Here is a 24034-nt window from a genome sequence, read left to right as displayed (position 1 = left end):
GAACCCCTTCCTCTGGCAACCAGTAAAGCTTAACGAAAAAATCCATGTTACGGAGTCCGCCATGCTCGATGTGAATGAAATCATGAAGATCCTTCCCCACCGTTACCCGTTCCTGCTGGTCGACCGGATCGTGGAGGTGGAAGAGGGGAAGAAGATTGTCGGGATCAAGAACGTCACTGTCAATGAGCCGTTCTTCCAGGGGCATTTTCCCGGCCATCCCGTCATGCCGGGGGTTCTCATCGTCGAGGCCATGGCCCAGGTGGGAGGTATTCTTGCCTACCTGGCTTCCGATGACGATATCCGCAAAAAAATCACCTATTTTGCCGCTATCGACAATGTCAAGTTCCGCCGGCCGGTGGTCCCGGGTGACCAGTTGCGCATCGAGATGGTAATGACCGCCTGCCGCCGCGGCATCTGGTGTTTTTCCGGCAAGGTCTATGTGGATGGCAAGCTGGTTACCGAGGCTGAACTGAAGGCGACGTTCGCCGATAAATAGAGCGGAAGGCGCACGGGCGGAAGGTGCACGGTGGCGTTCCGTCTTTTTTCGCGCTTCCGTGCATATGGGGAGATTGCATGATTCATCCATCAGCTGTAATCCAGCAGGGTGCTGAGCTCGACAACGATGTGGAGATAGGCCCCGGCGTCTTTATCGGACCCCATGTCAGGATCGGGCGGGGCACGCGGGTCGGGCCCAATGCGGTAATCGACGGCTGGACGGAGATCGGCCAGGACAACCAGATATTCCATCTCGCCTCGGTGGGGGGGATACCCCAGGATCTCAAGTACAAGGGGGAGGAAACCTGGCTGAAAATCGGGGACCGCAACATCATCCGGGAGTTTGCCACCCTCCATCCGGGCACCGTGACAGGAGACAATGAAACCACGGTGGGTAACGGCAACCTTTTCATGGCCTATTCCCACGTGGCCCATGACTGCCACATCGGCAACGGTGTGGTGATGGCCAACGGCGCCACCCTGGCGGGGCACGTGCGGGTCGACGATTTCGCCATTCTCGGCGGGTTGTGCGCGATCCACCAGTTCGTCCGGATCGGTGCCCACGCCATGATCGGCGGGGGAACCATGGTCAGCCAGGACATCCCCCCCTACACCATTGTCACCGGGGACCGGAAAGACGTGAGGCTGCGCGGCCTCAACCAGGTAGGCCTGACGCGGCGCGGCTTCAGCGAAGAGAACATCGCCACCCTGAAAAAGGCCTATCGCATCCTCGCGCTCTCCAAGCTGCGGCTGGCGGACGCCCTTGACCGGATCCGGCAGGAGTTGCCCCAGACCGAGGAAGTGAAGCATCTTGTGTCCTTTATCGAACAATCGCAAAGGGGAATTTGCCGCTGATGAAAAAGCTCAGAGCAGCTGTCATTGGAGTCGGGTACCTGGGGCAGTTCCACGCGGAGAAATTTGCGGCGCTCCCCGAGGCCGAACTTGTCGGGGTGGTGGATACGGACAGAAAGCGGGCCGAAGAGGTGGCTGCCAAGGTGGGGTGCCCGGCCTTTACCGATTACCGCGAACTGGCAGGGAAAGTGGATGCCGTCAGCGTGGTGGTGCCGACCCAGTATCACTTCGAAGTGGCAAAGACCTTCCTGGAGAGCGGTGCCCACGTCCTGCTTGAAAAGCCGATTACCACGACCCTGGAGGAGGCAGCGGAACTGATCCGGATTGCCGCCGAGCGTCGGTTGGTTTTCCAGGTGGGACACCTGGAGCGGTTCAACCCGGTGGTGGTCGCCCTCAGCAAGCATCTGACCAATCCCGGTTTCATCGAATCGGTCCGGATCGCCCCCTTCAAGCCGCGGGGGACCGACGTCAACGTGGTGCTCGACCTGATGATACATGACATCGACATCATCCAGCACATCGTCAATTCCCGGGTGAAACAGGTCAACTCCGTCGGTGCACCCGTCTTCACCGACGAGGAGGATATCGCCAACGCCCGCATCCAGTTCGAAAACGGCTGCGTGGCCAATGTCACGGCGAGCCGGATAAGCCTCAAGAGCGAGCGGCGGATGCGGATATTCCAGCCCGATGCCTACATAACCGTCGATTTCCAGAGCAAGAAACTGTCGGTGTTCCGGAAAGGGGAGGGGGAGATGATGCCCGGCATCCCCGCCATCCAGATCCATGAAGAGAATTTCGAACAGGGGGATGCGCTCAAGAGCGAGATTGCGGCATTCCTCGATGCCATAGCCACGGGCAATCCCCCCGTCGTGAGCGGCGAGGACGGTATGCGTGCCCTGGAAACGGCGCTGATGATCAGCAAAAAACTGTGAAACGTAGAGAGACGAGGTGCAGACGATGATTCCCATGGTAGACCTGAAAATCCAGTACGAGCAGATCAAGGAAGAGATCGACAACGGGCTGCTGGAGGCACTGGGAAAGACCCAGTTCATCCTTGGTCCCAATGTTGCCGCGTTCGAACAGGAGGCGGCCGCATATCTCGGCGTCCCCCATGCGGTCGGCGTCGCGTCGGGGACCGATGCGCTCCACCTGGCGCTGGCGGCAGCCGGCATCGGCCCGGGAGACGAGGTCATCACCTCTCCCTTTACCTTCATCGCCACGGCAGAGGCCATCTGCTATGTCGGTGCGAAGCCGGTGTTTGTCGACGTGGAGCCCGGCTCCTTCAATATCGACCCGGTTCTGGCGGCAAAAGCCATCACCCCCCGGACCAAGGCGCTCCTTCCGGTGCACCTGTTTGGCCAGCCCGCCAACATCGGGGCGTTGCAGGAACTCTGTGACAAGCACAACCTGCTCCTCATCGAGGACTGCGCCCAGTCCTTCGGTGCCGCCATCGGCGGCAAGATGACCGGTTCCTTCGGCCTGGCTGGCTGTTTCAGCTTTTTCCCGAGCAAGAACCTCGGGGGGTACGGGGACGGCGGCCTGGTGACCACCACCAGCGATGAGACGGCCGAACGGCTCCGGATGCTGCGCAACCACGGCAGCAAGGTTCGCTACCATCATGATGCCATCGGCTACAACAGCCGGCTGGATGAACTGCAGGCGGTGATCCTCCGGGTGAAGCTGAAGCGGATCGACACCTACAACCGGGAGCGCCGTCGGGTTGCCCATCGCTATTCGGCCGCCCTGGCTTCGCTGGGAATCACGCCGCCGGTGGAAGACGGCATCGGCAATCACGTGTACCACCAGTACACCCTGCTGAGTGACCGCCGCGACGCCATTATGGCCAAGCTCGGCGAGCGGCAGATCGCCTCGGCCATCTACTACCCGATCCCGCTCCACAAGCAGAACGTCTTCGCCGCCGCCTGTGCCGGATTGTCCCTGCCGGTCAGCGAAGGGATTGCTGCACGCTGTCTCTCCCTCCCCATCTTCCCCGAGATGACCGACGCCCAGGTGGACGAGGTGCTGGCCGCTGTCCGGGACGCCCTTGCCTGATTCCCGCGTGCAGAGAATCATGATGGTGGCCGGAGAGGCTTCCGGCGACCATCATGGTGCCGCAGTGGCGGCTGCCCTGCGTGAGCGGTTCAGGGATGTGGATATCTTCGGCATCGGCGGGGTCCGGATGCGCGAGGCGGGCGTGCGGACCCTGGTGGATGCGGCCGAGATGGCGGTGGTGGGGCTGGTGGAAGTAGTGGCCCACTTCCCGACCATCTACCGGGCGTTTTCGCTTCTGGCCGGCATCCTCAAGCGCCAGCCCCCCGATCTGCTGATCCTCATCGACTACCCCGACTTCAACCTGCGTCTGGCCAAGGTGGCCAAAAAGCACGGCGTCAAGGTGCTCTACTTCATCAGTCCCCAGGTCTGGGCCTGGCGCGCCGGACGGGTGCATACCATCGGCCGGCGTGTGGATCACATGGCGGTGGTATTCCCCTTCGAAGTGCCCTTTTACCAGGATGCCGGCGTACCGGTCACCTTCGTCGGCCACCCGCTGCTGGATTCGGTGCGTCCCACGGCCGGGCGCTCGGTCCTGCAGCGGGAATTCAGCCTCGATCCGGCCCGGCCGACGGTCGGTCTTTTCCCCGGCAGTCGGCGAAGTGAACTCCGCAGCCTGTTCCCGACCATTCTGTCGACAGCCCGCCTGCTGCGGGAGCGCCATCCCGAACTGCAGTTCGTGCTCCCCCTGGCCACCAGCCTGACCCGTGCCGACCTGGAGCCGCACCTGACCGAATCAGGTCTGGCGATTACGATTATCCCCGCCCGTTCCCACGATGCCATGGAACTCTGCGATGCCATCGTCACCGTGTCGGGAACCGTCACCCTGGAGATTGCCCTGATGGGGGTCCCCATGGTCATCATCTACAAGGTATCCCCCATGACCTATGAAATCGGCAGACGTCTCATCCGGGTCGATCACATCGGCCTGTGCAACATCGTTGCCGGTGAGCGGGTGGTGCCGGAACTGATCCAGCACGAAGCGGAACCCGCCAGGATTGCCGTGGAGATCGAAAAGATTCTGGGTGACCGGGAATATGCGGCAGCCATGACCGAAAAGCTGAAGGGTGTGCGCGGCATGCTCGGGACGGGGGGCTGCTCCCGGCGCGTGGCCCAGCTGGCCGCAGAGATGCTTGCTCCCGGAGTTGAGAACACATGAACACATTCAAGCGCCTTTTGCAGTTCAGTCGGCCCTATTGGTTGCGCATTGTCATCGCCGCAGTCGGTTCCTCCATTGTCGGAGGCATGGATGCCCTTTTTGCCTATCTGTCGGGACCTATCGTCAAGAAGCTCTTTGCCACAAAAGACTGGTCGCTCCTCCAGCTTCTTCCCCTGGCCATCATCGCCATTTTTCTGGTGCGCGGGCTTGCGCGTTATGTGAACGACTATTTCATCCGCACTTCCGGCCAGCTGGCCATACAGGACATCCGCAACGAGCTCTACCGGAAAAACATGGGGCTTGGTCTCGGCTACTTCAGCCGCAACCAGACCGGCGCACTCATGTCACGCGTGCTGAACGACGTCAGCCTGATGCAGGAAGGGGTAGCGAACGTCATCACCGGCCTCTTCCGGGACGGTCTCGGTGCCGTGTTCCTCCTCGGCACCATTTTTTATCTCAACTGGAAACTCGCCCTCATCGCCTTTCTCGTCCTCCCTGCCACGGTCTATCCCGCCCAGAAGATCGGGCGCCGCATCAAGAATGCCGTACGGCAAAGCCAGGAGAAGGTGGGTGACCTGGCGAGCATACTCCAGGAGAGTTATGCCGGCATCAAGGTCGTCAAGGCCTTCAGCATGGAAGGGCGCGAAATCGAAAAGTTCTGCGAGGCGAACAGGGGATTCTACCATTTCCTGCGCAAATCCATAAAATACGAAGGGATGGCAGTCCCCCTCATGGAGCTCCTTACCTCCCTGGGGATTGCCGCCGTAGTGTGGGCCAGCATCGCCATGATCCGGAACGGGACAATGACCCCCGAGGCGTTCCTCTCCTTTATTGCGGCCATGATTTTTCTCTACAACCCCATAAAAAAGCTCAACTCGACTTTTAACACACTCCAACGGGCTCTCGCTGCAGCTGACCGTGTTTTTGAATCCATGGACATGGAACCCGAGATCGTCGATCCCCCTTCCCCCCTCCCCCTGACCCGGGCCGAAGGGAGGGTGGAACTGGTGAAGGTATCGTTCCGCTATGAAGACGAGAATGTCCTGACCGACGTTTCGCTCCGGGCCGACCGGGGAGAGATTGTGGCGCTGGTGGGGCCGTCGGGAGGAGGGAAGAGTACGCTTGTTTCCCTCATTACCAGATTTTACGACGTCAGCCAGGGTGCGGTTCTGATCGACGGCATCGACATCCGTTCCCTGCGACAGAGGGACCTACTCAAGCAGATCGCCCTCGTCGATCAGGAAACCATCCTGTTCAACGACACCATCGCCAATAACATCCGCTATGGCAGGCCTGATGCCGGTGATGCCGATGTAGAGGCCGCTGCCCGGGCCGCCTTTGCCCATGACTTCATCGTGGAGATGCCCGAAGGCTACCGTACCAGTATCGGTGACCGGGGCGTGCGCCTGTCGGGCGGTCAGCGGCAGCGTATCTGCATTGCCCGTGCCCTGCTGAAGAACGCGCCGGTCCTGATCCTGGACGAGGCGACGAGCGCCCTTGACACCGAAAGCGAGCAGATGGTGCAAAAGGCCCTCAACAACCTGATGAAGAACCGCACGACCTTTGTCATCGCCCACCGGCTGTCGACCATCGTCAATGCCGACAAGATCGTGGTGCTGGAAAAGGGGCGGATCGTCGAATCGGGTTCCCACAGTGAACTGCTGGCCCGTGACGGCGTCTACAACAAGCTGTACCAGATGCAGTTCAAGGACTGATGAAGAACTTTTTCAAACAGACGGTGAGACCCCTTGCCAGCGGTCCCCTGACACGGCTTCTTTATGTGCTCATCAGGGGACTGTACGCGTCCATGCGCATCCGCGTGATCGGTGCCGAGATACCCCGTTCCTTCCAGGACCGCGGCGAAGGGGCGATCAATATTTTCTGGCATGGCAGAATCCTGCTGGCGGCCCCCATTTACACGGGCAAAGGGCTGCACATCTTGATCAGCAGGCATGGCGATGGTGATATAATCGCCAATATCATGAAACTCTTCGGCTTTTTCCTCGTGCGGGGGTCCTCGTCGAAGGGGGGGAGGGAGGCGTTGCGGGAGATGGTACATCTCGCCCGGGAGAACAAGGACCTTGCCATCACACCCGACGGACCTCGCGGCCCCCGGGAGGAGGTCAAACCTGGCGTGGCGCAACTGGCACGCATAACCGGTCGACCCGTCATCCCCCTCGGTTTCTCTGCGTCCCCGTGCTGGCGGCTGCGCAGCTGGGACCGTTTTATGTTTCCTTACCCTTTTTCCCGTGGGGTCTTCATCTGGGGAGAACCTCTCTATTACCGCGAAGGGGAGGATATGGAGGCGTTCCGTCTCCGCATCGAGCATGCCCTCAAGGATGCGAATGCACGTGCGGACGGATATTTCCGGACATGATCTATCTCCTCTATGACATCCTGCTCTGGGTGGCCCTCGCCGGAATCATCCCCTACCATCTCTATCGTTCCGCGAGCCGCGGGAGGCGTGCTGCCTTTGCCGAACGGTTCGGTTCCCTCCCGCGGGAGAGTGTGGCTGCCATGGAAGGGAAGGAGATAGTCTGGGTCCACGCGGTTTCCGTCGGCGAGACCATGGCGGCCAAGCCGCTCCTGAAAGCTCTTCGCCAGCGTTTCCCGGAGAAAAAAATTGTTCTGTCCAGTGTGACCGAAACGGGCCGGAGCATCGGGGAAAAGCTGCCGGAGGTCGATCTCTGCATCTACCTCCCTTTCGACTACCGTTTTGCCGTCCGGCGGGTGCTGCAGGCGCTCAGGCCGTCCCTCGTCGTCATCGTCGAGACCGAAATCTGGCCGAATTTCCTCCGCACGGCAGCGGAGATGGGGATTCCCACCGTCATGGTCAACGGCCGCATCTCCGATCGTTCCTTCGGCCGCTACATGAAGTTAAGCTGGTTTTTTCGCCCCGTTCTTGCCAAGTTCACGGCCCTCTGCATGCAGACCGGCGAAGATGCCCGAAGAATCATCGCCATCGGCGCCGATCCGGCACGGGTCCATGTGACGAAAAATCTCAAGTACGATCTCCCGTCGTCTCTCCTCTCCCCCGAGCAGCGATCCCTGCTGAAGAAGGAGTTCCTCATTCCTGGCACCCTGCCGGTTCTCACTGCGGGAAGTACCCATGCAGGCGAAGAGGAGATGGTGCTCGCTGCCTACCGGGCAATTCTGGCGGCCGGGCACGACTGCCTGCTCGTCCTTGTCCCCCGCCATCCCGAACGGGCCGGCCAGGTTGGGGACTTGCTGCAGAAGGAGGGAATTCCTTTTTCCCTTCGGTCGAGACTGGTGAGCAGGGGGACCGATTTCCGCGCAGGCGAAACTCTGGTGGTGGATACAGTCGGGGAACTGATGTCGATCTATTCAATCTCGGACCTGGTGTTCGTCGGGGGGAGCCTGGTGCCGACCGGCGGGCATAACGTGCTGGAGCCCGCGGCTCTCGGTGTGCCGGTGGTGTTCGGGCCGCACATGAGCAATTTCCGCGAGATTGCCGCCATGATTCTCGAATCAGGAGGGGGGATCCAGGTGCAGGATGGCGGAGAGCTGACCTCTGTTCTGAACGACCTTATGGCTGATGATGGGCAGCGCGCCACCATGGGACGCCAGGGCGTTGCGCTCATGGAGGAAAACCGGGGGGCGACGGACCGGCACATGGAGATCATTGCCGCACTGCTGACATCTTCGCATTGAGTTATCCCGAATTTTGCCATAACTCCCCCTGATCCCCTCTTAGCTTAAGAGGGGGCGTACTCTCCTCCCCTTGATTTAGGGGAGGCTGGGAGGGGTTACGGCGTTCGATCCTGTTTTTCCTAACGGATGAAAAGCGTATGGCCAACTATGAACAGTATTTCCGCGACCTGGTGGAGGGGAAACGGGTAAAGCCCCAGGATCGGCTGCTGCTCGGCTGCCTGAAGGGGCTTTCCCTCCCGTACTCCCTGGCGCTCCGGCTGCGGGCCTTTGCCTACGAAACGGGTCTGCTCCGCTCCCGTCGACTCTCCCGACCGGTCATTTCTGTCGGGAACCTCACCGTGGGAGGGACGGGGAAGACCCCCATGGTCGCCTGGCTTGCCCGGTATCTCCTGGGGAAGGGGAAGCGGGTGGTCGTCCTTTCCCGCGGCTACGGGGGGAGTGCCCACGGTGACGTACGGATGGTCTCCGACGGTGAACGCATCCTCCTTTCCCCCAATGAAGCGGGGGACGAACCGGTCCTCCTGGCAAAAACCGTTCCCGGCCTTGCGGTCGTCATCGGAGCCGACCGTTATCGGGCGGGGGAGTACGCCCTCGAAACGCTCAAGCCGGATATATTCATCCTCGACGACGGCTTTCAGCATATCCGGCTGCAGAGGGACCTGAATGTCCTGCTCGTGGACAGCCGGCGACCCTTCGGCAACGGGTTTACCCTCCCGGCCGGCCTGTTGCGGGAACCGGCGGCTGCGGCCGGCCGGGCTGATATGGTCATTGCCACCCGCTCTCAGGACGGCGTGGGGCTGGTAAATCCGGTCCCTGGCAAACCTTTTCTCACGGCTGCCCACACCCTCGAAGGGATGATTCCCCTTGAGGGGGGGGCGCTGGCCCCCTTTTCACGACTGAAGGGGGTGCGGGTCATGGCTTTTTCGGGAATTGCCGATCCGGGTTGCTTTTTCGATGACCTTGAGCGGGCGGGTGTTCCACTCGTGGCTACGCTTGCCTTTCCCGACCATTCGACGTACGGAGATGAGGAACTGGCAGCCATTTGCAGGCTTCGCGATACGTCACAATCTGCCATTCTCATCACGACGGGTAAAGATGCGATCAAGCTCGTTCAATTCAAGGACCAGCTTGGACCCTGTGTCGTCGCGTCGCTCAGGATGTGCTTTGCCGATGCGCGGCCGCTGGAACAGGCGCTGGAGAAATTGCTTTAAGTTGCCGGCGTTGTTGTGGCATCATATACAGTTACAAATGTTTATTCGTTTGTCTTTCCGGGAGCACCGTCTATAACTCCCCCTGACCCCCTCTTAACCTGAGAGGGGAATGAAATCCTCCTCCCCTTACCTAAGGGGAGGTTGGGAGGGGTTATGTCCTTCGTTGCTGACAACTATGAGGAGAACAGATCATGGCACTATCCAGGGAGCTACTCGCTGTTCTTGCCTGTCCCGGATGCAGGGGGGAAGTCAGGCTGCTTGAGGACGAGTCGGGACTGGTCTGTCCGGCATGCCGCTTGAAGTACCCGGTGCGAGATGACATACCGGTGATGCTGGTTGATGAGGCGGAGGAAATCGGGGAGTAGGGACTGGGGACTGGTGAAAAGCAAGGAAGCAAAAAAAATCCTGGTGCTGCGGTACCGCTTCATCGGCGACACGATCCTGACGGTTCCCTTTCTACGCAACCTGCGCAGGGCCGAACCGGACGCATATATCGCCTGGGTGGTGGCGCCCGGCTCATCGGAGATCGTGCAGGGAATTCCCTACGTGGATGAGCTGATCTACTGGGACCCGGTCACCATCCATGCCGACAGCCGGGGGGCGCACCGTACCCTGGCGGCCAAGATCGGCTTTATCCGGGAACTGCGGGCGAAGAGGTTCGACAAGGTCTACGTGCTCAAGCGTTCCCTCTCCAGCGCCCTTATCGCCCGGTTGACGGGGGCGCAGGAGCGGGTGGGATTTGATACCGAGGGGCGGGGATTTCTGCTGACAAAGAGGGTTTCCTACCGCCATGACCGGCATGAGGTGCAGAACTTTCTCGATGTCCTGCGGGCGGACGGGGTGCCGGTGGTGGATGATTACCTGGAGGCGTGGCTCTCCCCGGAGGAGGAACGCTTTGCCGAAGAATACCTCGCTGCCCGCGGAGCCCTCCCCGACACCCCCCTCATGGCGATCCACCCCTTTGCCGCCAACCAGACCCGGGCATGGCACGGGGACAACTTTATCGAGGTCGCCAACCGTTTTCAGCAACTCCACGGGGGGCGGATAGTCCTCTTCGGTGGTGGCAGGGACGGGGAACTCGCCGACTCCATGGGGAAACGGATATCTCCCGAGCCGGTCATGGCGGTGGGGAGCACCACGCTCCGCCAGACCATGGCAATCCTCGCCCGGTGCCGGCTCCTCGTTTGCAACGACAGCGGTATCATGCATCTGGGCGCGGCCCTGGGGGTGCCGCTCGTCGCCATCTTCGGTCCCCAGTCGCCGGTGAAATTCGGCCCGTGGGGATCGAGGTGCCGGGTGGTGTACAGCGAATTCCCCTGCAGCCCCTGCAAACAGAAATTTTTTACCGAATGTGAGCCGTCCCCGCGGGGGAAGCCGGAATGCGTCGAGAGCATCACGGTCCAGCGGGTGATGGACGAGATCGGGATCTTTTTCGCATGAACGGACAGAACAACCAGATGGGACGACTTCTCGTCATCGAACCGAACCTGAGAAACCCGAGCGGCCACTATGCCGAGTTCGTCCGTGCCCTGGGGATGCGTGCCGACGGGATGGCGATCGACGTATTTGCCCATCCCGATGCGGACGAACTGCTGGCGTCCATGCCGGCTGTCAGTCCCTGCATGGACGAGCCGAGAGTCGGACGAGCGTGTGCGGAGTGGCGGACTATCATGCGCGCTACGCGCGAAGGGATACCGTTCCTCGTGCTGACTTCCGACGGAAGGCATGGGGCCGTGGTTTCTCTGGCGGCCGCCCTGTCGGGGAGAACGCCTGACCACGCGTGCCTCTATTTCCACTGGATACCGACGGGGCTCCAGGACGCCGTTCTTCACCGGCTCTCCGCACCGGCGCGGGAGCACGCCCTTGCCATCGTCCCGACCGAAGCCATCGCCCGGACTCTCCGGGAAATGGGGTGGCGGCGGGTGGCGTGCCTCCCCTATCCGGCCATCGGCCCCGAACATCTTCCGGAGCCTGCCCCGTTCGCCCGTCTCCTCATGGCGGGAGCCGCCCGGATGAACAAGGGGCTCGATCTTATCGCCGGGCTTGCCAACAACTGGGCGCGGGAAGGGAGGGCGATCCCCCTGTTCGTCCAGGTCTCGACCAAGCATGCCGCCCGCCATGGCCGGCGCGAGGTGGATGTCGTCCGGTCACTCCTCTCTTCCGGTTACAGTGGCCTTGTGACGGACGACCATCCTCCCGACCGGGAGGGGTACACGGCGCGTTTCCGAGGAGCCCTCGTGCTCGCCCCCTACGAGCGGGAGCGGTTTGCCGACGCGGTGAGCGGGGTCGTCCTCGACGCCCTGCTGCACGGTACCCCCGTCATCGCCACTCGCGGCACCTGGCCCGGCGTTCAGGTGGAGCGGTTCGGGGCGGGTGTCACCATCGAGGAGCGAACCCCCGAAGCGCTCGCTGCCGCCATCGACCGGGTACTGGGGGATTGGGAAACCTATGCCGCCCGTGCCTGTGACGCCGCACGGGTGCTTGCCGGGGAGCATGACCCGCGGCGGATCCTCGAACTTGTAACTGCGTGAATTCGGCAGGCGGGGAGCGGCTCCAGCAGCCGAATCTCTACCGAGAGCCGGAAAGTTTCCGCATGAGTGAAGGAATAATGAAATCGGTTTCGATTGTCATCCCCACCTATAACGGCCGTCAGCTCCTGGAACGGAACCTGCCGCCTCTTCTGCAGGCGGCGGCCCGCCATGGCGCACCGGTGGAAGTCATCGTGGTGGACGACGCCAGCAGCGACGATACGGTCACCTTCCTTGCCGGGCGGTTCCCCAGGGTGACGGTGCTCGTCAATGAGTGTAACCGGGGATTCGGGGAGACCATGAACCGGGGGATAGGCGCTGCTCGTCATGATGTGGTTCTCGCCCTCAACAACGACATCCTCGTGGAGGACGACCTGTTCGACCGGCCGCTTGGCCGGTTCGACGACCCGGCGGTGTTCAGCGTCACCCCCGACATCATCGATCCCCGTCGCAGGGAGAGCCAGGCGATACCCCGTCTCCGTCCGGGCGTCTGCTGGTTTCAGACCCGCTACCTGCAGCGTGCCGACCTTCCCACTCTGGAAGGCGAGATCCCCATCTTTTACGGTTCCGGCGGAGCGAGTTTTTACGACCGGGAAAAGCTCCTGACCCTGGGGGGCTTCGACCCGATCTACCACCCGTTCTATATCGAGGATATCGACCTTTCCTACCGTGCCTGGAAAGCGGGATGGAAGTGTCTCATGGAGCCGGGGACGACGGTCTACCACGAGACGAGCTCCACCATCCTCAGCCTGCACAAAAAGAGGAAAATCAAGTTCATTGGCGACCGCAACCGGACCCTCTTTCTCTGGCTCAATATCACGGACCGGCCGCTCATCCTCCGCTATTTCTTCTGCCTCCCTTTCTCCCTGCTCTACGATGTGGTTGCCTTCCGCAAGTACAAGTTCGTCGGCTTTTTCCGGGCGCTCCGCTATCTCCCCCGGGTGCCTGCCCTGCGCCGGCAGCGGCAGCGCTATTTCCGGGTGACCGACCGGGAGGTGTTCCGGTGGATATGCTAAGAGGGGGAAGGTCATGAAGGTTCTGCTGATCAACAACGACAAGGGGTGGAGCGGCGGCCAGGAACACCTCAAGGACCTGACGAGCGAGTTGGTGCGGCTCGGTGTGGAGGTGCAGTTCATGGTGCGGGCCGGATCCCGGTCCGATAGCCGCTTCCGGGAGCTGGGGGTGCCGGTGCACGCCCTGCCCGGTCACGGACTCGGCGACGTCAAGGCGCTCTTTCGGCTGGTGCGACTTCTCCGCCGGGAGCGCTTCGACATCGTCTCCGTGAACCGGGAGCACGATCTTTTCCTGACCGCCCTGGCCTGGCATCTGGCCTTCCCGCTGCGCAAGCCGGGCAAGCTCATGATGAGCTACCATACCGCCACTGCACGCCGGCAGCTTCTCCTCGGGAGCGCCGATGCCATTCTCTGCATCTCCGAGCACGTGCGGGCCAAACTTCTCCAGGGGAACCCCGCCGTGGCCGGAAAAGAGAGCGTGGTCTATTACGGCATCGCCCTCGGGGAGCCTCCCGCTGCCGGGAAGTTCGACCGCAACCGTCCACGCCGCTATTTTACCGGGGAAGGGTTCCCCCTCATCGGCATGCTCGGAGAATTCTGGAAGAACCAGGGAGAACTTATCGGGATGATCCCTGCCCTGCGGCAGGCCTTTCCCGGGATCAAGGTCGCCTTCGTGGGCGACAACACCGACGAGTGGCTCATTACCCCAATCAGGGCCCAGATCCGCAGCCTCGGCGTCGAAGATGCCGTGATCTTTACCGGCCGGGTGCCACGGGAACGGATCCCCGACATCTTTTACGATTTCGACCTGTCGGTGACCACTCACCGCAACGAAGGGTTCGGCATCGTCCACCTGGAGAGCCTGGCCGCCGGCACGCCGGTAGTGACCTACGACGAGGGGGGGATGGTGGATATCTTCCGGGGAGAGGATGTGGGGAGAGTGGTGACGGGGGGGCCGGCGGAGTTCTCCGCGGCCGTGACCGATCTGCTGCGGAACGATGAACTCCGCTTTTCCCTCGGACGCAACGGCTACGACCTGGTGAAACGGCAGTACTCCCTGGCGGCCATGGGACGCCGGTACCTGGAATATTACCGGCGGCTGGCAGGGGAGGCGATGTGAGTGCTCCGCTCGTCACGGTCTGCATCCCAACCTACAACAGCGAGGCATTCATTGCCGAGGCAATAGAGTCGGTCCTTGCCCAGAACTTAACGGCATTCGAACTCCTGGTGATCGATAACTGCTCCACGGATGGCACCCGTGGGATCGTCGCCTCCTACGCTGCCCGGGACGCCCGGATCGTTTTTCTGGTCAACTCTGCCAACCTGGGGATGGTTGCCAACTGGAACCGCTGTCTGGCGGAGGCCCGGGGGGCGTATATCAAGTATCTCTTTTCCGACGACCTGCTCAGCAGCCCGGATGCCCTGGAGCGACTCCTCGAGCCTCTGGAGACGGACAGTACGGTGGCCCTGGTGGCTTCGGCGCGGCACATCATCGATGCCGAGTCGCGTCCCCTTAGGGTGCTCAGCCACTTTCGGGACGGCGCAGTTGTCGATGGTGAGCGACTCGTCCGCCGCTCCCTCTGCGAGCAACGCAACCTGATCGGCGAGCCGACGGTGGTGATGTTCAGAAAATGTCAGGCGGAGCGGGGGTTCGACCCGCGCTATCGGCAGCTTGTCGACCTGGAGATGTGGCTGCATCTGCTGGAGAAGGGAAAATTCGCCTTCATTGCCGCACCGCTTACCTCGTTCCGCGTCCATTCCGACCAGCAGACCCAGAAGAATCTCCTCCAAATGACCCAAGTGGATGACATGTTGCTCATGCTCGATGAGTATCTGTCACGCCCATACCTCCGCCTGGGGCGAACGGCGCGGGAGTTCCTCTACTACAACCAGTATTACCGGCTGTGGAAAGCGCGACGGGCTGGAATGCTCAGCAGGGATGAGGTGTTTTCCAGGATGGCCGGCCGCTATCCCGCGTGGAAGTTCATGGCCCTCCTGCCGTTTTACAGGATATACAGCCCTCTCTGGAAACTGGGGCTGGAGCTCGACAAGGCCGGTAGCCGCTAAAGCAGGTGTTCAAGGGAGTTTACGTGCAGCAACCCGTGTCGTGTCGTACCATCGGAAGCAGAATAGCCGGGTGGATCGAAAAAGCCTATCCGGCGATTTTTCTCCTATTTGCCTTTGGTGTGTCATTTATAAAATTTACCACGGTCGTGTCGCTGGTGCTGCTGCTGGTGCTGTTTCCCCTCCAGATACTGCTGGGTGGGAGGCTCTGCCGGACCAACCGCTGGTTCGCCTTGTCGGTGCTGCAGTATCTGTTCATCATCGCATTGTCCCTTGCCTACACCCACGACATGGATTTCGGCTACCGGGCCATACGGTTCTGTAGCATCGCACTTGTGGCCTTGATTCTGGTTGAGAAGCTCCCGTCCCGGCCTATGGCACAGAGGATTCTCCACGCCTTCATAGCAGGGGGAACTGTCCTGTCCCTGATAATAAGCTATGAAGGGATGGTAAAGCATATCGTCCGCCCCTCCCATGTCTGGATGGGGGTACACGCAGGAAATCTGCTGCTTTTTTCGCTCGTGGCAACCGTTTCGCTTCTGCTGGAGGCGGATTCACGCCGTAAGATCGCCTATGCTGGGGCCATGACCGTGCAGTTGTTCGCCTTTTATCTCAACGGAACGCGGGGTGCGTGGATTGCGTTTGCTCTCATTCTGGCCTGCATCCCCTTCCTGGTGCTGAAATTACGGACTCTCTGGAAGGTGGCGTACATTGCCGCGGTGGTGCTTGCCATGAGTCTGGTAACAAGAGGAACCTATTTCCAGACCAAGCTCCACGAGGCGGTGACCGACGTCAGGCAGTATGGGGAAGGTGTTTCCGACACCTCCCTTGGCGGGCGGTTTGAAATGTGGAAGGCGAGCAGCAGGATGTTCATGGAGCATCCGCTCATCGGGGTCGGGGCGGGGGACTGGGTTGACGAATTCCAGAAGATCACCCGGCAGAGCAAAGCCTCGGCATTCCTGATGCAGTTCAATCAGCCCCACAGCATCTACCTTGAGGCGTTGAGTACCCGCGGACTCGTGGGAATGGCTTCGCTCCTGCTGTTCATCGGTTATCCGGCTATCTATGTCTGGCGGCGCAAAGGGAGGGAAACGGCGGTTTTCCGCAGTGTCGTCCTGTTCTCGACCCTCGCCATGCTCATTTCGGGGTTGACGGACACGCTCACCAACGTACGTTTCGTCTTCATGGCGTACTGTATTCTTATCGGCGTCGGCATGTCCGCATTCACGTCGGCAGACCGGAACAATCTTCACTGCAGGAAGACGGAGAGGTATGATGAAACCGGTTGAATACCAGAACATCCTCATAATCAAACCTGGCGCCATCGGTGACCTCCTCCAGCTCACTCCGGCGATTCGTGCCCTCCATGGGAAGTATCCCCAGGCCCGTATTTCCGTTCTGGTAAGCTCTGCTGCCACAGCTGCCCTGTTCCAGCACAATCCCCATGTCCATGAAACGATCGTCTTCGATAAGCGGGGCGCGCATCGTTCGCCCTTGGCGCTTGCTAAACTCTGGCTGCAACTGTACCGTGCCCGTTACGACCTGGTGGTCAACTACCAGCGAAGTAATCTGAAGGCGTGGTTTCTCATCCTTTCGGCACTACCTTGCCGGGTGCTCGTCTACCACAAGGCCCGTGGTCGGACCGTTCATGCGGTCCTGAACCACATCGAAACACTTGCTCCCTTGGGGATCGATCCCGCGAAGGTGGATCAGCATCTTGAGTTCGAGCCGGGAGAGGATGCCGTACGGTTTGCTGCAGATCTCTTTGCCTCGTCGGGTCTTGCGGGAAGGCCGGTCGTCGCCCTCAATCCCGGGGCGAGCAACAGGATCAAGTGCTGGAGTCCCCGGCGGTTTGCCCGGCTGGGAGACCGGCTGGCAGTTGAACTGGGCGCCGGGGTGGTGATCGTAGGGGGTGCGGATGAACGGGACCTTGCCGAGGCCATTGTCTCCCGCATGAAGAGTCCGGTCCTGGATCTGGTCGGGAAAACCACCCTTCTCCAACTGGGAGCCGTCTTGCAGCGCTGCACCACCATTGTTACCGGAGATACGGGACCCCTCCATATGGCAACGTCAGTGGGGACTCCGGTAGTCGCCCTGTTCGGCGCAATCAATCCGGAGAGGACCGGGCCTGTGGGCGAGGGGCACCGGGTGATCCGTCATCCGGAGGTGGCGTGTGTTCCCTGCGTGGCCGACAGGTGCGTCAACCCTGTCACCATGGAGTGCATGAAGAAGATCACCGTTGAGGAAGTGTTCAATGTGGTTGAGGAGATGGTCAAGGGGAGGCGCGGATAAGATGAGAGTCCTCATCGTCAAAATGTCTGCCTTGGGCGATATCATTCACGCCCTGCCGGTGCTTGACTACCTGCACCGGGTATCGCCCGGGATAGAGATTGACTGGGTGGTGGAGGAGCAGTTCAATGAGATTCTGGCCGGTAACCCGCTCATCGCCAGGCTGCATGTCGTGCGGACCAAGGTCTGGCGCAGGCAGCCGCTGGCCAGGCAGACCCGCCGGGAGATCGGAGACCTTAAGGCCGCGCTGCGGGAGCGGTCGTACGATCTGGTGTTCGACATCCAGGGGAACCTGAAGAGCGGGCTGGTCGACTGGCTGAGTGGAGCGGAACAGGTCATCGGCTTTGACGCGGAGGTCCTCCAGGAAAAGGCGAATCTCTTCTTCACCACGCGCCAGGTGCCGATTCGGCGTACGGACCACCATGTGACCGACCAGTACCTGCGGCTGGTGAGTGTCCCCTTCGGCAAGGATTTCGCTGGCATGGAGCTGGCGACGGACATCGTCACCTCCCCCGATGATGACAGTGCGGCTGATGCCCTCCTTGCCACCCTGGACGACGGGCTGGTGTTCCTGTTCCACTACGGGACGACGTGGCAGACCAAGTTCTGGACGGAAAACGGCTGGATCGAACTGGGGCGGGCGGTTCTCGAACGGTTTCCCGCATCCTCCATCCTCTTTTCCTGGGGGAACGAGGAGGAGCGGCAGGTGGTAATGCGTCTGGTCGCGGCGATCGGCAATGGAGCCCGGGTGATCGACCGTTACCCCCTGAAGGGGCTGATTGCCCTGCTGAAGAAAGTGGATCTGGTGGTCGGCGGGGATACGGGACCGACACATCTGGCTGCCGCGGTCGGAACCCCGACGGTTTCCTTCTACCGGGCTTCGGATGGCCGTCGGAGCGGACCGCGGGGGAACGGGCACGGTATCGTCCAGGCCCCTCTCCATTGCACCAAATGTTTCCGCACAAAATGCGACGACGACCAGAAATGCCGGGAGAGCATCCGGTCCGCCGCTCTGCTGAAAGAGATCGAACGACTGCTGTCCGCTGTTCCTGCCCCGCTGGCCTGATTCTCGCCTACAATTAGATTGAATAAACAGTCCCCGTAGTGTATCCTACTTCGGTTTACGCTTCCCCCCTCCTGCCTCCCCCAGTGGGGGACGGTTGGGTGGGGGAGAGAGAGGACTGATGATGAAAAAAGCACTGATAACCGGTATAACCGGCCAGGACGGTTCGTACCTGGCGGAACTGCTCATTCAGAAGGGGTACGAAGTGCACGGCATCATCCGCCGCTCTTCCTCCTTCAATACCGGCCGGATCAACCATATCTACCACGACCCCCACGAAGCGGATGTCCGGATGTTCCTCCACTACGGCGACCTGAACGACGCCAGCTCCCTCAACAAGGTGCTGCGGGACGTGCGGCCGGATGAGATCTACAACCTGGGCGCCCAGAGCCATGTGCGGGTCTCCTTTGACGTCCCCGAGTACACGGGTGAGGTGGACGCCCTCGGGGCGGTGCGCATACTGGAGGCGATCCGGGAGACGGAGCTGAACACCAAGTTCTACCAGGCCTCCTCTTCCGAGCTTTACGGCAAGGTGGTGGAAACCCCCCAGAAGGAGACCACCCCGTTCTACCCCCGCTCCCCCTACGCCTGCGCCAAGGCCTACGCCTTCTACATCACCATGAATTACCGGGAAAGCTACAACATGTTCGCCTGCAACGGCATCCTCTTCAACCATGAATCCCCCCGGCGCGGCGAAACTTTCGTCACCCGCAAGATAACCCGTGCGGCGGGCCGGATCAAGACCGGCCTGCAGGACCGTCTCTACCTGGGGAACCTGGACGCCAAGCGGGACTGGGGCTTTGCCGGCGATTACGTGGAGGCGATGTGGCTTATGCTGCAGCAGCAGGAGCCCGATGACTATGTCGTAGCCACCGGCGAGACCTGGTCGGTCCGGGAGTTCGCCGAGCGGGTCTTTGCCCGGCTCGACATGCCTCTGGCGTGGCAAGGACACGGTGTCCAGGAGAAGGGTATTGATGCCCGGACCGGCAGGGTGCTCATCGAGATCGACCCGAAATATTTCCGTCCCGCCGAGGTGGATCTCCTGCTGGGGGACCCGACCAAGGCGAAAACGAAGCTGGGATGGGATCCGAAGGTGGACTTCGACGCCCTGGTGAACATGATGGTGGATGCGGACCTCGCCCTGGCGGAACGGGACAAGCGGGCCAATGGATAAGCCGGCGCGGATTTACGTAGCCGGCCACCGGGGACTGGTCGGTTCGGCCATCGAGAGGAAGCTCCGGGGGGATGGATTTACCAATCTCATCCTCCGGACGAGCAGCGAGCTCGACCTTAGGGACCAGTCGGCCGTGGCCCGGTTCTTCGAGGAGGAGCGACCGGAATACGTCTTCCTCGCTGCCGCCAGGGTCGGAGGGATTGTCGCCAACAACAGCTACCCGGCGGAGTTCATCTACGACAACCTGATGATCCAGACCAACGTCATCCACCAGGCGTGGAAAAGCGGCGTCAGGAAACTCCTCTTTCTCGGCAGCACCTGCATCTACCCCAAGCTTGCCCCCCAGCCCATAAAGGAAGAGTATCTTCTGACCGGTCCGCTGGAGCCGACCAACGATGCCTATGCGGTTGCCAAGATCGCCGGCATCACCATGTGCAGATCCTACAATCGCCAGTACGGCACTACCTTCATCTCTGCCATGCCGACCAATCTCTATGGGCCTCACGACAATTTCGACCTGGAGACGTCCCATGTTCTCCCCGCCCTGCTCAGGAAGTTTCACGATGCCAAGGTCGCTGGCGCGGACAGGGTTGTGGTCTGGGGAAGCGGCTCGCCGCTCAGGGAATTCGTCCACGTCGACGACGTGGCCGACGCCTGCGTCTTCCTGATGAACCTTCCCCCCGACACAACCACTTCACTCCTCGCTCCTCACTCCTCACCCGGTTTCGTGAACATCGGCAGCGGCGAAGAGATCAGCATCAAGGAACTGGCGCTTCTGATCCGGGAGATCGTCGGTTTCGAGGGGGAGCTGGTCTTCGATACGGGCAAACCGGACGGTACCCCCCGCAAGCTGTCGGATGTGTCGCGCCTGCACGGACTCGGTTGGCGGCACCGACTGGGGCTTAAGGAAGGAATACGCACCACCTACGAGTGGTATCTCCAAGAGGAGGGGAGGTAGGATGGGAAAGGTACTGGTCACCGGCGCGGCGGGATTCATCGGTTTTCACCTTGTGAAACGCCTGCTGGCGCAAGGCCGGGAGGTGACCGGACTGGACAGCCTCAACGATTATTACGACGTCAATCTCAAGTTGGCTCGCTTGCGGCAACTGGAAGGGAACCCCCGTTTCCGGTTTGTCAGGGGAGACCTGGCCGATCAGGAGGCCATGGACCGCCTCTTCGCTGACGGAGAATTCCAGGTGGTCGTCCACCTTGCCGCCCAGGCCGGCGTCCGTTACTCCCTCAAGAATCCCTACGCTTATGCCGACAGCAACCTTGCCGGCTTTCTCACCGTCCTGGAGGGGTGCCGTCACCACCAGGTCCGGCATCTCGTCTTCGCATCCTCCAGTTCCGTTTATGGCGCCAACACCCGTATCCCCTTTTCCGTTCATCACAACGTGGATCATCCCGTTTCCCTCTATGCGGCCACCAAAAAGGCAAACGAGTTGATGGCCCACTCCTATGCAAGCCTCTACGGCCTGCCCGTCACCGGGCTGCGCTTCTTCACGGTGTATGGTCCCTGGGGACGGCCGGATATGGCCTATTACTCCTTTACCAGGGCAATCCTGGCGGGGGAACCGATCGATGTCTTCAATGACGGGAAAATGCAGCGGGATTTCACCTATGTCGATGACGTGGTAGAAGGGGTGATGCGGACCATGGAGCGAATCCCCTCTTCGGATCCGTCCTGGAGCGGCGACCGGCCCGACCCGGGGACGAGCTATGCCCCGTACCGGATCTACAACATCGGTAACAACCGGCCAGTGGAACTCATGCGCTTCATCGAGGTCTTGGAAGAGAACCTGGGGAAGAAAGCCGTAAAGAACCTCCTCCCCATGCAGGCGGGGGACGTCCCTGCCACCTGTGCCGATGTGGATGACCTGATGCGGGATGTGGGGTTCAAGCCGACGACCTCCATCGAGGAGGGACTCGGGCGGTTTGTTGAGTGGTACAGGGAGTATTACGGCGTATGAGTTGACAAGTGGCGATGTCATTCGGACCGTCCCGGACGTTGATTACGTAAACCATGTCAGATCGGTGTCTTCCTGCGGCGATTCTTTCTGCAGTTGCCGGGGGCGGTCCTCTTCCATGCTTCGCCCTCTCGGTGTCCCGCGCTTCTTTTGCCTGCCGGCATCAGCTTCGCAGCTACGGTGGACCATAATTTTCGTGCGACTGTCATGTCGCTGTTTCATCCGCCGACCTTTGGCATCAAGCTTCCGGGGAGACAACGGCAGGCGGCATACCTCCCCGTTTTGCCTTAAGAGGTGCATGATGCCGACTATTTCTTACTGCGGCATGGAAATTTAACGGAAACAGTATGAATTCATTTAACGCCATATCGGTGCGCGATCTCACAAAGGCTTTCAAGCTGTATACGTCTCCCCGGGAGCTCTTCAAGGAGTTCATCGGCCAGCCGCCTCAGGAGTTTGTCGCTCTGGACAGGGTCAGTTTCGACGTTCGCAAAGGGGAGGCAGTGGGTATCATGGGGCGTAACGGGGCTGGCAAGAGCACCCTGTTGCGCATCATCGCCGGCACCCTGGACAAGACCTCCGGCAACGTGGAAGTCAATGGCCGTATCTCGGCCATCCTGGAATTGGGGACCGGCTTTCGGCCGGAGTATACCGGTCGGCAGAACGTCATTACCGGTGGGTTGTGTCTCGGCATGACCCGCAAGGAAATCGAGAAGAAGCTCGCATCAATCATCGAATTCAGCGAGCTGGAGGAGTTCATTGACCGGCCGTTCAAAACCTACTCTTCCGGCATGCAGGCGCGATTGACCTTCGCCACGGCCGTGCATATCGATCCGGATATCCTTATCGTGGACGAGGCACTGGGGGTCGGGGATGCCAAGTTCCAGCGGAAGTGCTTCGAGAAAATGCAGCAGTTTCGTCGCAGAGGGTGCGCTGTCCTGCTGGTGTCCCACGACATGAATACGGTCGCTTCCTTTTGTGACCGGGCAGTGCTGCTTCAGCGGGGACAGGTCCTCATGGATGATAACGCCGCTGACGTCTCACGTGTCTATTACCAGATGCTGCTCGGCAACGGCACCGCGCCGGATGCGCCCATAATGGCGGCAATCGGTGGCGAGGAAGAGGTTGCCGCCACGCCATCCCCCCAGGCGACCCGGACCGGAACGCAAAAGGGGGCGGAACTCATCGCCTACTCCCTTGAGAATGAGGAGGGGCGTCTGGTCAACACCCTGGTTTCGGGGCAGAAATTCACCGTAACGATCCGTGCCCGCTTTGATCGGGACATCCAGGAGCCGACCGTGGGCTTTCTGGTGAGGGACGTGCGTGGTGTGGACGTATTCGGGGTCGACACCTTTGGTGCGCGCATCCCCCTTCCTCCGTGCAAATCGGGAGAGGTTCTGGAGTTCAAGCTCCCCTGTACCATGTGGTTGGCCAAGGGGACGTTCTTCTTGTCGCCAAGCGTTGGCTGTATAGACGATGGTGCAACCCTGGACATGCATCTCGATGCGCTCTGCTTCAGCGTGACAACACCCCTGCGGGTGCACGACATAAGCATAGTCAATATGGCCCCGGAATTCGAACACCTCTCGGCCCGGGTGTACTGATATGTCCAACGGAACTGCGAATAGTATGCACAATATAGCCAGGTTAATCGGTCGCCAGCTGAATCCCGTCGTGTATCTGCAGGCCATCGTCAGCGTTGCGGGTACCGTTTTTTGCCGCAGGGGATTGTTGTGGGAGATGTCCAAGAGGGATATTCATGACCGTTACGCCGGCCAATGGCTCGGGTCTCTTTGGGCTATCATCTACCCGGTTTTCATCATTTCCCTCTACATCTTCGTCTTTGCCTATGTCTTTGAGATCAGGGGGCCTTCATCCGGAAAGGGGACTGCCGACTTCACCATCTACCTGCTGTCGGGGCTCCTCTCCTGGATGAGTTTTCAGGAGATTCTCGGCCGCAGTCCGAACGCGGTCATCAACGAAACAAGCATGGTGAAGCAGGTGGTGTTCCCCGTGGAGGTAATACCCCTCAAGGCCATATTCTCGGCTGTTTTGACTCAAACGATTGCTACGGCGCTGCTTATCACCTTCATGTTTTTCAAGCAGGTGAATCTGCCGTGGACCCTGGTGCTGTGGCCTGTTCTCGTGGCTGTGCAGATAGTGGGAATGGTCGGAATTTCTTTTTTGTTTTCTTCCGTAACCCCCTTCTTCAGGGACACAAAAGACATAATTCAGGTCACGTCCCAGATGATAATGTACACAACGCCGATTTTCTACTCGATGCACATGGTGCCGACGTGGGCCAAGCCGGTCGTGTTGGCCAATCCCATAACGCACATGGTATTGTGCTATCAGGACGTGCTCTATTACGGGACGATTACCAATCCCGTCTCCTGGCTGGTCTTTACGGGTTTTTCCCTAGTGCTGCTCGGCATTGGCGCCCGATCTTTTGTCGTTCTCAAGAATTTTTTCGGGAATGTGCTGTAACTTCCCGATGT

23 protein-coding genes are annotated in these 24034 nt (G+C 60.5%); all 23 read left to right on the top strand.

Going from position 1 to position 24034, the window contains the following annotated elements; all coding sequences use genetic code 11:
- Positions 1 to 61: 61 nt before the first annotated feature.
- Positions 62 to 496, top strand: coding sequence for a 3-hydroxyacyl-ACP dehydratase FabZ (gene fabZ, locus KI810_RS14280; protein WP_214176236.1), 435 nt, complete (start codon positions 62 to 64; stop codon positions 494 to 496).
- Positions 497 to 573: 77 nt separating this feature from the next.
- Positions 574 to 1350: an acyl-ACP--UDP-N-acetylglucosamine O-acyltransferase gene (gene lpxA, locus KI810_RS14275; protein ID WP_214176235.1), complete on the top strand. Its 777-nt coding sequence runs from the start codon at positions 574 to 576 to the stop codon at positions 1348 to 1350.
- Positions 1350 to 2279, top strand: coding sequence for a Gfo/Idh/MocA family protein (locus KI810_RS14270; RefSeq protein ID WP_246525687.1), 930 nt, complete (start codon positions 1350 to 1352; stop codon positions 2277 to 2279). Before lpxA ends, KI810_RS14270 begins: the two co-directional genes overlap by 1 nt.
- Positions 2280 to 2313: 34 nt before the next feature.
- Entirely contained in the window at positions 2314 to 3399 is a 1086-nt protein-coding gene (locus KI810_RS14265) for a DegT/DnrJ/EryC1/StrS family aminotransferase (protein ID WP_246525686.1), read from the top strand.
- A complete protein-coding gene (lpxB, locus tag KI810_RS14260) occupies positions 3392 to 4555 on the top strand; it encodes a lipid-A-disaccharide synthase (RefSeq protein WP_425513904.1) in 1164 nt (387 codons plus the stop codon). The genes KI810_RS14265 and lpxB overlap by 8 nt, the downstream gene beginning before the upstream one ends.
- Positions 4552 to 6270 carry a lipid A export permease/ATP-binding protein MsbA gene (msbA, locus tag KI810_RS14255; protein WP_214176233.1) on the top strand — a complete coding sequence of 573 codons (1719 nt, stop codon included), beginning with the start codon at positions 4552 to 4554 and terminating at the stop codon, positions 6268 to 6270. Before lpxB ends, msbA begins: the two co-directional genes overlap by 4 nt.
- On the top strand, positions 6270 to 6932 hold the full coding sequence (locus KI810_RS14250) for a lysophospholipid acyltransferase family protein (protein ID WP_214176232.1): 663 nt from the start codon (positions 6270 to 6272) through the stop codon (positions 6930 to 6932). Before msbA ends, KI810_RS14250 begins: the two co-directional genes overlap by 1 nt.
- Positions 6929 to 8227: a 3-deoxy-D-manno-octulosonic acid transferase gene (locus tag KI810_RS14245; protein ID WP_214176231.1), complete on the top strand. Its 1299-nt coding sequence runs from the start codon at positions 6929 to 6931 to the stop codon at positions 8225 to 8227. Before KI810_RS14250 ends, KI810_RS14245 begins: the two co-directional genes overlap by 4 nt.
- Before the next feature lie 137 nt (positions 8228 to 8364).
- Complete coding sequence (lpxK, locus tag KI810_RS14240) at positions 8365 to 9438, top strand: tetraacyldisaccharide 4'-kinase (protein WP_214176230.1); 1074 nt, start codon at positions 8365 to 8367, stop codon at positions 9436 to 9438.
- A 191-nt stretch (positions 9439 to 9629) separates the two neighbouring features.
- The gene (locus tag KI810_RS14235) at positions 9630 to 9803 is read left to right on the top strand and encodes a Trm112 family protein (RefSeq protein ID WP_214176229.1); all 174 of its coding nucleotides are present in this window, start codon (positions 9630 to 9632) and stop codon (positions 9801 to 9803) included.
- 13 nt (positions 9804 to 9816) lie between these two features.
- A complete protein-coding gene (gene waaF / locus KI810_RS14230; protein ID WP_343213511.1) occupies positions 9817 to 10878 on the top strand; it encodes a lipopolysaccharide heptosyltransferase II in 1062 nt (353 codons plus the stop codon).
- On the top strand, positions 10875 to 11969 hold the full coding sequence (locus tag KI810_RS14225) for a glycosyltransferase family protein (RefSeq protein WP_246525684.1): 1095 nt from the start codon (positions 10875 to 10877) through the stop codon (positions 11967 to 11969). Before waaF ends, KI810_RS14225 begins: the two co-directional genes overlap by 4 nt.
- Before the next feature lie 62 nt (positions 11970 to 12031).
- On the top strand, positions 12032 to 12982 hold the full coding sequence (locus tag KI810_RS14220; protein WP_214176227.1) for a glycosyltransferase family 2 protein: 951 nt from the start codon (positions 12032 to 12034) through the stop codon (positions 12980 to 12982).
- A gap of 13 nt (positions 12983 to 12995) precedes the next feature.
- Entirely contained in the window at positions 12996 to 14099 is a 1104-nt protein-coding gene (locus KI810_RS14215) for a glycosyltransferase family 4 protein (protein ID WP_214176226.1), read from the top strand.
- Positions 14096 to 15046, top strand: coding sequence for a glycosyltransferase family 2 protein (locus tag KI810_RS14210; protein WP_214176225.1), 951 nt, complete (start codon positions 14096 to 14098; stop codon positions 15044 to 15046). Before KI810_RS14215 ends, KI810_RS14210 begins: the two co-directional genes overlap by 4 nt.
- A 23-nt stretch (positions 15047 to 15069) precedes the next feature.
- Positions 15070 to 16332, top strand: coding sequence for an O-antigen ligase family protein (locus tag KI810_RS17620; RefSeq protein WP_214176224.1), 1263 nt, complete (start codon positions 15070 to 15072; stop codon positions 16330 to 16332).
- Complete coding sequence (locus KI810_RS14200) at positions 16316 to 17335, top strand: glycosyltransferase family 9 protein (RefSeq protein WP_246525683.1); 1020 nt, start codon at positions 16316 to 16318, stop codon at positions 17333 to 17335. The genes KI810_RS17620 and KI810_RS14200 overlap by 17 nt, the downstream gene beginning before the upstream one ends.
- 1 nt (position 17336) lies before the next feature.
- On the top strand, positions 17337 to 18398 hold the full coding sequence (gene waaC / locus KI810_RS14195) for a lipopolysaccharide heptosyltransferase I (protein ID WP_214176223.1): 1062 nt from the start codon (positions 17337 to 17339) through the stop codon (positions 18396 to 18398).
- A gap of 121 nt (positions 18399 to 18519) precedes the next feature.
- The gene (gmd, locus tag KI810_RS14190) at positions 18520 to 19569 is read left to right on the top strand and encodes a GDP-mannose 4,6-dehydratase (protein ID WP_214176248.1); all 1050 of its coding nucleotides are present in this window, start codon (positions 18520 to 18522) and stop codon (positions 19567 to 19569) included.
- Positions 19562 to 20527: a GDP-L-fucose synthase family protein gene (locus KI810_RS14185; protein ID WP_214176222.1), complete on the top strand. Its 966-nt coding sequence runs from the start codon at positions 19562 to 19564 to the stop codon at positions 20525 to 20527. The genes gmd and KI810_RS14185 overlap by 8 nt, the downstream gene beginning before the upstream one ends.
- A 1-nt stretch (position 20528) precedes the next feature.
- Entirely contained in the window at positions 20529 to 21539 is a 1011-nt protein-coding gene (locus KI810_RS14180; protein ID WP_214176221.1) for an NAD-dependent epimerase, read from the top strand.
- A 344-nt stretch (positions 21540 to 21883) separates the two neighbouring features.
- The gene (locus KI810_RS14175) at positions 21884 to 23140 is read left to right on the top strand and encodes an ABC transporter ATP-binding protein (protein WP_214176220.1); all 1257 of its coding nucleotides are present in this window, start codon (positions 21884 to 21886) and stop codon (positions 23138 to 23140) included.
- Between the two features lie 25 nt (positions 23141 to 23165).
- Positions 23166 to 24023: an ABC transporter permease gene (locus KI810_RS14170; protein ID WP_214176219.1), complete on the top strand. Its 858-nt coding sequence runs from the start codon at positions 23166 to 23168 to the stop codon at positions 24021 to 24023.
- Positions 24024 to 24034 lie beyond the last annotated feature (11 nt).

The organism is Geomobilimonas luticola, assembly GCF_018476905.1.
Lineage (GTDB): Bacteria > Desulfobacterota > Desulfuromonadia > Geobacterales > Geobacteraceae > Geomobilimonas > Geomobilimonas luticola.
This window is presented reverse-complemented; position numbering and strand designations above follow the sequence as displayed.